General features: G+C 55.0%; 9 protein-coding genes, 1 tRNA gene and 1 pseudogene. 4 read left to right on the top strand and 7 right to left on the bottom strand.

Going from position 1 to position 10,061, the window contains the following annotated elements; all coding sequences use genetic code 11:
* Window positions 1-461: pseudogene (locus tag RMSM_RS26280) on the top strand (gamma-glutamyl-gamma-aminobutyrate hydrolase family protein); the annotation flags it as partial.
* 880 nt (window positions 462-1,341) lie between these two features.
* Here RMSM_RS26280 and RMSM_RS26270 read toward each other — a convergent pair.
* The gene (locus tag RMSM_RS26270) at window positions 1,342-2,316 is read right to left on the bottom strand and encodes an AEC family transporter (RefSeq protein WP_040769465.1); all 975 of its coding nucleotides are present in this window, start codon (window positions 2,314-2,316) and stop codon (window positions 1,342-1,344) included.
* A 277-nt stretch (window positions 2,317-2,593) separates the two neighbouring features.
* On the opposite strand from RMSM_RS26270, the gene tatA reads away from it, so the two are divergent.
* The 3 genes from tatA to RMSM_RS26255 all read left to right on the top strand — a co-directional run bounded on the left by tatA (window position 2,594) and on the right by RMSM_RS26255 (window position 3,462).
* Entirely contained in the window at window positions 2,594-2,821 is a 228-nt protein-coding gene (gene tatA, locus RMSM_RS26265; RefSeq protein WP_040769463.1) for a twin-arginine translocase TatA/TatE family subunit, read from the top strand.
* Window position 2,822: 1 nt separating this feature from the next.
* Complete coding sequence (locus tag RMSM_RS26260; protein ID WP_008703880.1) at window positions 2,823-3,092, top strand: Sec-independent protein translocase subunit TatA/TatB; 270 nt, start codon at window positions 2,823-2,825, stop codon at window positions 3,090-3,092.
* Between the two features lie 296 nt (window positions 3,093-3,388).
* Window positions 3,389-3,462: transfer RNA gene (locus RMSM_RS26255), tRNA-Val, on the top strand.
* Here RMSM_RS26255 and RMSM_RS38925 read toward each other — a convergent pair.
* The 6 genes from RMSM_RS38925 to RMSM_RS43480 all read right to left on the bottom strand — a co-directional run bounded on the left by RMSM_RS38925 (window position 3,422) and on the right by RMSM_RS43480 (window position 8,595).
* The gene (locus RMSM_RS38925; protein WP_236622310.1) at window positions 3,422-4,513 is read right to left on the bottom strand and encodes a tyrosine-type recombinase/integrase; all 1,092 of its coding nucleotides are present in this window, start codon (window positions 4,511-4,513) and stop codon (window positions 3,422-3,424) included. The two genes, RMSM_RS26255 and RMSM_RS38925, sit on opposite strands and share 41 nt — an antisense overlap.
* Window positions 4,514-5,051: 538 nt before the next feature.
* Window positions 5,052-5,546, bottom strand: a complete 495-nt coding sequence (locus RMSM_RS26240; protein ID WP_008703874.1) for a hypothetical protein — start codon at window positions 5,544-5,546, stop codon at window positions 5,052-5,054.
* A 126-nt stretch (window positions 5,547-5,672) separates the two neighbouring features.
* Complete coding sequence (locus RMSM_RS26235) at window positions 5,673-7,412, bottom strand: DNA polymerase (protein ID WP_008703873.1); 1,740 nt, start codon at window positions 7,410-7,412, stop codon at window positions 5,673-5,675.
* Entirely contained in the window at window positions 7,412-8,110 is a 699-nt protein-coding gene (locus tag RMSM_RS26230) for a hypothetical protein (protein ID WP_040769459.1), read from the bottom strand. Before RMSM_RS26230 ends, RMSM_RS26235 begins: the two co-directional genes overlap by 1 nt.
* Before the next feature lie 118 nt (window positions 8,111-8,228).
* Window positions 8,229-8,477 (bottom strand): helix-turn-helix domain-containing protein, encoded by a 249-nt coding sequence (locus RMSM_RS26225; RefSeq protein ID WP_040769457.1) that lies wholly within the window; start codon window positions 8,475-8,477, stop codon window positions 8,229-8,231.
* Window positions 8,470-8,595 (bottom strand): hypothetical protein, encoded by a 126-nt coding sequence (locus RMSM_RS43480; protein WP_261340352.1) that lies wholly within the window; start codon window positions 8,593-8,595, stop codon window positions 8,470-8,472. Before RMSM_RS43480 ends, RMSM_RS26225 begins: the two co-directional genes overlap by 8 nt.
* Between the last annotated feature and the right edge of the window lie 1,466 nt (window positions 8,596-10,061).

The following is a 10,061-nucleotide window of genomic DNA, read 5'->3' as shown; positions in this document are numbered from 1 at the left end:
CATCGCTGAACTCGCCGAACGACGCGTCCCTCGTGCTGGGAATCGGCACTGGAATGCAATTGTTGAATGTTCACCAGGGCGGCAACCTGTTCTTGAACATCAAAGAGGACCTGCCCAACGCAGTGCCTCACTTTGACGCTCACGATCCCAATCACCGCCACACCTTGAACGTCGAAAGCGACTCGCTGGTCGGCCGCGTTTACGGCGATGGCGAAATCCGTGTTAGCAGCCGTCACCACATGGCGATTGACGAAGTCGCTCCTGGCTTCCGTGTTACCGCTCGCTGCCCCGATGGCGTCATCGAAGCGATCGAAAGCGAGATGATGGATTGGTTTGCCTTGGGAACCCAATTCCATCCTGAGTGCGGTGCCGCATCAGCGCTTGACATCCGCATCTTCGAAGAATTTATCGACGGCGTGCGTGAACGCATCACGCAAGAAGACCTTCGACTGGTGGCCTAGTTCCACACGTCTCGAACCCTGCGATCACGCTTCAGGAAGCAAGCGTGATGGGCAACTTGTTCGAGCTGCCAAACATCGACAACATTACTTTGCTCGACGTTCGCACGGATTCGCGAATCAACGGTAACCATGTTGTCCTCGATTCCACACGAAAGCTGTACCGCGGAAGGATTCTGCAACCTGCAGCGAGTCGAATCGAAAGTCAATTCAAAAGGAAAGCTACGCACGGACGGGTGATTAGGGAGATTGAAAACGAATTTTATTGCCGCAACGAACATTTCGATCGACGCACGGATTCGCGTTCTCAGGACAAGATGTCTCAGGATTGAAATGCAAGCAGCACCAAAGGCAATCGCCAGCCAGGATGGCAGGCGGATCAAGCTTGGAAGCTACGATTGTTTCGCTGGAAAATTAAACTAAGACGGAGAGTCACGGCTGACTAAACAATGAGGCCGGGCGTGCACCGAGTTGAGGCACGCCCGGCTTCTTTTATGCGCGCTCCGGCAACACCACGACAGAAGCATCCAAGACTCAGGCTGTTCAGGTCGCACCGACTGCTCTCTAAGCAAACCAGCGTTGAAGGTAGTGGACGAGGCCACGAGTCCCTGCGGCTTGGGGAAGAGTGAAGAGTGAAGAGTGAAGAGTTGGGAGTTGGGAGAACTGAAAAAGTTAAATTGACAATTGTAAATTTTAAATTGAATGAGCACGCCCACGGATCACGCCCAATACCATCTACTTTGGTAGCGGCACGGCGCGAGCCGTCCGGTTGAGGCGAGTAAAACGTTCGGTTAGACCGGGCGGCTTGCGTAACGCTGTGAAGTACTTAACCAGCCGCCTACATCGGATCGCTTGCTTGCCACTCAACCGTCAGCGGCTTGGCTCAAACACCGAACCACCACTTGCCGATTCCCAACCAGACGGGCACCAGCAGAATGCCGGCGATCGACGTCGACAAGACAACTCGAAGCGCCGTCGAGGTATCGCGTCCATACAACCGCACCAACACAATCGGAAACACCGCTGCGGGCATCGCGGCTTCGAGCATCACCACCTGCTTCATGTCGATGCTCATCAAGCTAGACCGCTCGGCGATGATGGTGGCGATACCAATCATCACACTTGGCAGCAACACTTGGCGAATCGCGATCGCCCACCCCACCACGCGTCCTGAGCCGGACCACGTCGTTTCTTTCAAGTAGTCGACGATAATCGCGCCGCTCAGCAGCAGTCCCATCGGGATGGCGCAATTGCCCAGCATTTCGATCGCACTCATACACGAATCGGGCACCGCTTGTTCGAGCCCAAAGCGTCTCATGATTCCCGCAACAATCACTGTGACTGCCGGCGCGCTCAACATCATTCGCCGCCACCCACTGCCGCTGGTGCCGCCGATCACCGCAATCCCGATACTCCACAGCGCCATGTCGACACCGACATTGTGCAAAATCAAATCCACCTCGGCTTGCGGGTAAAACCGCTGAGCCAACGGCAGTGGAATGTAGCCGTAATTGCAGATGCCAACGCAGAGCGCAAAGGTTCGCTGTTTCGAATCGCTGTCCAAACCGATCCAGTGTCCCGCATAGCGGGCAATCAAAAATCCGATCAAAAAACCTAGCGCCGTCGTCCCAAATCCAAACGTCGGCGGAAACCAAGCGGTCGCAAACTGACTCATTTGATCACTGGTCAGAATCCGGTGAGCAAACAAGGCAGGCAACAGCACCTTGGCGGTCAGGTTGGCGAGCGAGTGGTCCGCTTGACGTGTCAACCAACCGGTCTGGCGGCACATGGCACCGACTCCCATGACCAGAAACACGCCCAAAACACTCGAAATAATGGGCCATAATTCAGAAAGCATTGCGTTGGCTCGCCCGGTCAGGGCAGCATGATCGAGGAAAGGCGTCAAAATCCGACCCCAAATAGACCCGCAAACTGATTTTTGAGCCACGGGACTTTGACTCTTCTCGCCCGGACAATACAATGGGGTCAACGCGAGCGAAGTTGCTCGCCCCCCATCCATCCCCGACCATCGGTTCTGGAGGTGTTCGGCGCCCTTGTGTGTCGATCGACCTACCCGCTTTCGCCGAAGTTTGCGTCAGGATTCTCCTTCAAGAGCCTCGGTAGCGGAGCAAAAAATGTTAATGATGTCGATGTTTACGCAGTGCATGGTACTGGCATTCGGTTTTCCTGGACTTCCCGAATTGATGGTCGTGCTGTTGATTGCACTGGTCCTGTTCGGCGGAGCCAAACTGCCTAGTTTGATGCGAAACCTCGGTCGCAGTGCGAACGAATTCAAACGCGGCATGGCGGAAACGACGGACGACGAAGAGGACGAGACTCACTCGCCAAGCGGGAAAGCGTAACATGTTTGGTTTATCACCATTTGAGTTGATGGTGATCGGAGTCATCGCAGTCGTGTTGTTTGGCGGCAATCTCCCTGAGGTTGCCCGCAAATTTGGCAGCAGCTACCGCGATGTGCGACGCACTCTCAACGATGTCCAACAACAGTTTCGTGAGGCGGAATACGAAGCCAAGCGAGCGTTAACGCTGGACAACCCTGCATCGACCAACCAGGACGAGCCTGAGGAAGAACCGGAAGAGCCATCGGCTCCCAAGTTCAAACCCCCAGCCTAGTTTTGCGTTTCTCTTGAATCACCCACGGCTGGAAGCCGCTGCTCCCCGAGCAAGCTTCCAGCCAATCGGCCTGGTGCCTCTGCCGCGGCGACGACGTGGTTACGCAGGCTGGTCTCCCTCTACAGCACCGCGTGCTTGGCTTCATCCCTAAAAATCGCCACCGCAAAAATCGTTGCCGGGCACTGGAATCGATTCGCATCTCCGGTTACGCTTTGGGACCTGTCGACGCTATAGAAATCGGCCGCCACTCTTCCTGAGGCGGTGACGTTCCTCCAAGTGAACGAGCGACAGCGAAAGGGCGATTGGCTCAGTTGGTTAGAGCGATGCTTTCACACGGCATAGGTCACTGGTTCGAATCCGGTATCGCCCATTAGATAGTAGTGTCCGGCGCTATCCTGGACGATAAAAACGCGTGAATCGCCATCTAAATCACCCTTCGCGGTTGCATCGGCGGTTGCACCAATAGCGTCAGATATGCCCGGAATGCAACCGCCAGTGCAACCGCCGTTTGCGGTATCTTCGCGGTGGACCGATCCGGACCGCTTGGCATTGGGATCCGATGCCGCTTTGAATGCCGCCTCGGTTTCCATCGCGTAATGCTTCATCGCAACCGTAACCGTGTTGCCAAGCCAGCTTGCCACATCCTTGGACGGATACATCCCCATCAATTCCGTTTCGCGGGATGCCCGCAAGTTTTGAAACAATCGGGGCCACGGGACCAAGCCAGCTCGTTTGATTATCTTCTCAAATTGTGTCCGAAGATTCTGTGCGGCCGAGCGATACCGATTGATTACATACTCGGTCCCATCGGGGGCCGCGGCTTCGGCCGCTTCCAAATAGGGGCGGAGCTCGACAAAGATCGGACACACGCGGACGCCACCATCCGCATGGTGCTCGGTCTTACTCGCATGGATCACCATGCGGCCCTCGGGCAAATTCACATCGCACCACCGCAACCGCAGTAGTTCCGACGGACAACGCAAACCGCCGTACCTTGCCAGTGCAAGGATTGTTCGCCAATCCACATCAGGGCATTGCTCAATACACTTTTCAATCGCCTGGTGGGTCACAAAGAATTGACGTGCGGAATTGCCGCCGGTGGTGGTGGGCAATTTGTCAAACGGATTAGATTCGATGATCCCGCGTTCCACCGCTTCGTCAAAGAATTGTTTCGCCATTCCCGTTCGCCTTCGAACGGTATCTTCAGCCATCGACGTTCGCCCCTGTTTTTTGTCTCGGCGGTTCCCGTGGGACTTTAACCACGTCCGCCATTTCTTAGCATCCGTGGGCGTGATGTCGCGAAGCAATCGCCGGCGGCCAAAATGAGTTACCAAATTGTCCCGCGTCTTTTCATACGTTTTCAACGTCCCCGGTTTGATGTCGGTACGTTCCGCGAAGTATTCATCCAACCACGCGGCCATCGTTAGAACCCGGGCAACGCGTTTCTCGACAGTTTCACACAATCCGCATTTCGCCAGCTTGTTACGAAAGTCCTTATCGAGAGTGCCAAGCCAATCCGCCGTCACCATTTCCGGCGGTTGCCCTTTCTTCACACGGTCGAGCAAGTGTTCGACGTGTTGCTTCACTTGCTGGGCGTTCCACTCGGGGACATTGCCTAGCCATATCGTCCGGTTTCGCTTTTCAACATCGCGAAACTGCAAACGCCACCCTTGCCGACCGCGGTCATCTTCAAAACGTAAACTTGCCATTGAATCACCTTTCAATGTCACCAAAGGGATAAGAGAGCAACGGCGGACCGGTGGTGAAGCCGGCTTTCGGGGATCAGCCTAGCCGTTGCAGTGGTATATTAACAAAAGTAATTCCTACGCGTCCCGCTTTTCACAACGTCCATTTCAATGTTCAGCAAGAAGCCGAACCAAGTTAATCAGCGTGAATCGGGGGGACTATCCGTGTTTTCAGGGGTCGGAATCCTGATTGTTTTAATGATTCTCGTTGACGTCATTGGCGTGGGATTCGCGATTTTGATTCCTTGGATCCGTCAGTGGTCGCAATAGATTCCATTGCTTCGGCCGGCTCGGGTGAAACAATCGTGACCAACGGGGACCGACCACGTTGGAAGTTCGTGAGAACCAAGCCACGTTCGGCCATCTTTCGCAAAATACGTTTCGCTGTTTTGGGCTGGACGGACAATTCCGAAAGGACGGCCGGTGTCAACTTCACGGGGTTTCTACGTTGGTAGCCGGCCGCATACCAAAGCAACACAGCAACCGCGGCCGCCTGCCTTCCGCATCCCGATGCCAGCTTGAACCACGCCAGCGGGATCGGACCACGGATGAAGCGTTCACCGGGTCCGTGTTTCGGCAACGGGACCGACGCCGGCTTTCCCTTGCCGGACTTATCAACGCGTCTCTCGCCACGAACGGTGAACAATGCCGCCACGTCACTGGGGCCGGCCGTGAAGGATTCCAAGTTCATCGGGTTTCCATACATCATAAGAAGATTCTTAATGAGATACCTAACAAGAAAACTAAATAGATAGGGGTACGGGTGGGACATAACGAGCCGATCACGGGACACAGCGTTCCCTAATTGGGACACAGCGTTCCGTTGAACGTCTCACTACGTCCCATGTTGGTTATCCGCCTCAGTAGCAAGCCGGAACACGCGGTCCCACATTTCCTGCCCTCGATCGTCATCCATATATCGCTCCGGATCCCGAACCACTTTGGCGTCCGATTCCAAATCAAAACCGTCCAGCACGATCCGGCCGGCTTCACGCATGATCGATTGGGTTTGCACCACCGCTTCGTCAATCTGTGCCGAGTCCGATTCAATCAAGATTGCATCATGCACGGGACAGCAAACCGTGATGCCCGATTCCGTCGCCATCGAGCAAGCCAGCCGCAACATTTCCGCGCCGTTCGCTTGCATCGGAAAGTTCGCAAGGGAACGCGGATTGTCACCCCCGATTGTGTGAATCGGCCAACCGAACACGGTTTGCAACTTGCCTGTAAGCATCGCCGTATCAACTTGGACTTGCGACCAACGCCAAAACACGGGGAACGTCTCCCGATGCCGCCGGAGTAGGTTTCTCGCAAAGGCTACCGGCTTGTTTAGCTTCGCGGCCAAGCCGTGTTCGCTCATCCCGTATTGCGTTGCCAACATGCACACTTTGTACGCGGACCTTTCGTTCGGGTGGGTTTTCTTTGTTGCCGACGGTGGGACCGCTCCGGCCATCTTGGCGAATTCCAAATAGGGATCACCGGACGCATACGCTTGCCCCAACGCGGGATCCTGCGACAACGCGGCCGCGATGCCGAGTTCCTGTTGTGACCAATCGACGTAGGCAATGGAACGTCCGACGGCCGGCTTAATCAAACCACGCAACCAAACCGACGGACCGAAAATGAATTTGTTGTTGCTCGGTTGATTGCGGCCGGATCGACTCGCAAACGGACTTAGCATCACGCGATTGCGGCCGTCCGATCCGACGGCCAACTTTTCCAGCTTCATTTCGGACAACGCATGGCGGAGCTCTCGCAATGGCGAAACTTGGGGATAGGCCCTTGCCTGTTGCCGGAACGTCTCGTCATCCAATGCCAAACGGCCGCTATCGGTAGTGGGCCACGGTATCCGATTCCGGATCAAGTAGTCCGCAAACCGATCCTGCTTGAACGTGTCGCCATCGAACACGCCAAAGGATTGATCGACAGCCGCGATAAGTTGTCGCTTGATTGCCAACCATTGCCGACGGAACAACGCCAGCGTTTCCACGTCGATGGGCACCCCCGCGGTTTCCATCGCCGCTACGGACCGCATATAGCGTCCCCGGTGAATTGCTCGGGGAAAGTCGATCACACGCATCATGGCGGGCAACAACGTGCCCAACGCATCGACATCGGTTTGGCAATAGTCCAACAACGCCACCATTTCGTCTCGGGTGAACGGACCGCCGCGGATTGCCAGTTCCCGCATTTCCGTTTTCTCACTGGCGAGCATCGAATCGAAACCAAAGTAAGCCAAGCAACCAAGCAGGCCTCGCCCCGCCGGCGGAGTCCTTCCATTCAGCAAGCAGCGAAACTCACAAAACAGATCGAGTACGCGGACGGGAACGGGCCACCCCAAAGCAAGGAAGCAATTCCACTCAGCGGATGAAAAGTAAGCGACAAACAAAGAACGCTCGCCAACGTCAAACGGTGGTTGTCCCATTTCCACAAGTTCGTCCATCGAGATACGAAGTAGCCGCCGAGAATGAAACTCTCGAGCCACCAAGCAAGCGACACGGGGCCGCTCGCCAGGTGGTTGTGAGAATTCAAAGTCGATAAGCCAAACCGAGGAAAATCGGTTTAGCCAATCCATTATGCTTCTCCGCGAAGTTCTAGCACGAAGGGATGGCTCATCGAATCGATGAACCGTGTCTTAAACGCGACTTTTAGCAATTCAGACAGAGTCAGCTCTGGCCACTCGGGTTCCGGTAAGACTCCGGTGGCAACGAACACCGTGTAGGAGCCCGCAGACATATCCGCTTGAATTCGGACCCAGCTTTTCGTAGCAAGCTCTTGAGCTTCTAGCATCGATGTATGCCAGTCCATGGCCCGACCGTTTGGGTCAGGAAGCTTGGCGGGCCACAGGAATGTCGCACCGTGTCGGTTAACAGCCACGCACAAGCGAACAAGCGTAATGAAATCCTGCAGATCCGGCCACAATGAGGATGCAACGAGGTAACTTTCGCGATTGACTTTGTCTTCCACGATTGCCGTGTCAAGCCGGTAAGTTTCGGAAGGATGAACGCGGCAAAACTCCATCCTGCTTGGCTTTCCGACTTTCAGAGTGACAATCTGGCGTTTGACGCCAATAGCACCTGCGGCCGTTTGCGGGTCGATCCGTAGTGCCGCCGGATCGAACGGATCGACCTCGCTCGAGTCGGCCTCGCGTTCTGCATTCTGCTCCGAGATTACGTCCTCGTCCCAGTCATCAACCGGGGCCGGCTTGGTATCCACGTGTTGCCGATTGCTCTTATCGGGCGAAGGGGGATTAGCTTGAGGATGAGTTGACATGAAATGAAGGTTCCTTGGGATAAAACGCATTGTTACTCGCGATGCAAGCAAACTCTGCAAGGTTCAGTTTCCAGCGCCGGGCGGAATCCGCCCGGCATAACGAATTTGGTGATACTCATTAGGCTTGCGTCGCCAGGTGCTGAATCACCGCGTGGGGATCAAACAGCACTTTCCGGCCAACACGGATCACCGGTATCTCGTCATCTCGAATCATCGTGTCCAACTTCGGTATCGAAACGTTGATGACTTCCGCCAATTCAGGCCGAGTCAAAAGCCGTCGCTGATTCGCGAGACGATCGGCAACACGGTTCGCGACCATGTCCGCCAACAGTTCCATGTCGGCAGGGGACAGGGGCAGATTATCCATAGGCCACCTCCGGTTTTCCGCCCGCATGATTCGTGTGGCGGCTTGCAAACAAGAGCTTGCCGCTCTCGCTCACCAGTGGATGGGCCAATCGGTGTGCAGCACCAGACAGTTGGTTCATAAGCGATCCTTTCGGTGGGATCATGAGTTAAGGAGCTGGATCGATGCCATCAAACGAGCGGCGATCCTGGAGATGGAGCAGAGCAACAGTCGCGACGCCCTGACAGCCGCCCCCGGTCGAGACCGAGGGCGGCGGCTGAAAGTAAAGCTGGCGACGACCAGCTACGCGGCGAGATCGGACGGCAGCATCCCAGCTAGCTGTCGCTCATGCAGGGCGAGCTCGACCAGGTGGTCCTCGTCGCTCTCGTCGTACTCGTCGGAGATGGCAGCACGGACTGCCGCGGCTAGATCGTTACCATTCGAACTGCGTAGGTGCTCGTCTACGAGGTGATCTATGCGGAGATATGTCGCGAGCTGCCAGATTAGCTTCGGCAGTACGATGCCAGGTGCGGTGGGGCGCTCACCACGAGCATACGCTACCAAGTTGCGGCGGTCGGCAGGTGAATAGATAGCATGCGGCAACCCCAGAGTACACTGCTCTCGCCACTCCACTACATCAGTGGGGCGGTAGATGCTCGCGAGCGTATCGAGAGATGCGGCCACAGATTTACGGCGTAATCCGGTCGATTTCGCCGTGCCAGGACGCTTTCGTGGGTTTTGTTCGGGGGTGTTTTGGTGTACCATATGATCAGTTATCCAACGAGAAAATGGTAAGAAGTTTTTTGTTAGCGGTGACTACTCGTGTCGATCGATCGTCTGGGTATTTGCGGTACTCAGGCGATCTGTCGGCGCATGCTTCATATCGCGATGGCCTCTCTCTCTCTCGAGTTCGTCGATTACCTGCCCATAGTACGGGCGAATGCACGTCGAGGCGTCTTCCTTTTGACGATGGTGAAGGTGGCCGTTGCTGGATCGCTCGATCCGCGATCTACCTCCACGATATCGCACGCTGCTCGGATCGCTCAAGGGTCACAAACACCGTCGCTACGAGCCCGTTCGCTCAATTTCTGATTCAAATTTGATCAAAAAACAAAGCGTCAGTTCCTGTGATTGCTCGTTAGTTAAACGTGGCGTTATTCGTGAAAAACAACTCGTGAAAGAGAGTCAAATTCAGTTTTGATCAAAACAAGCATCGGAAATCAGCGTGTCGCGAGCACCCTGAATCAATAGGCGTTCCGTGGGTTAGATCGAAAAGTGCCCGAATTCAACGACTTTGCAAAAATCAAAAAAAAGAGGCAAAAAATTGAGCAGCGGGAAATTTTGATCAAAAGCGTTAAGCCTTTTTTGAGTCTCTCTGGGGTAGGCCATAGGCATCGGAGTAGGTTTTTACGTGGTTTTTGAGGGTCTGAACTGCGGAGTTGGCTTTCGTCGTTTTTACCTCTCCATCAGTGATTTTATCTAGATCACGGGTTTTGCGTTTGCCAATAGGCCAAACGCGATTAGCCTCAGATGCCCAATCAGATTTCGTCCCAAATCTTGGAAGCGACCAGTACAGCCAAAGATGAAACAACCATGAGTCTTTGTCCC

The sequence above is a fragment of the Rhodopirellula maiorica SM1 genome, assembly GCF_000346295.1.
GTDB lineage: Bacteria > Planctomycetota > Planctomycetia > Pirellulales > Pirellulaceae > Novipirellula > Novipirellula maiorica.
Note: the sequence above shows the minus strand (reverse complement) of the source record. Positions and strands in the feature narration are given on the sequence as shown.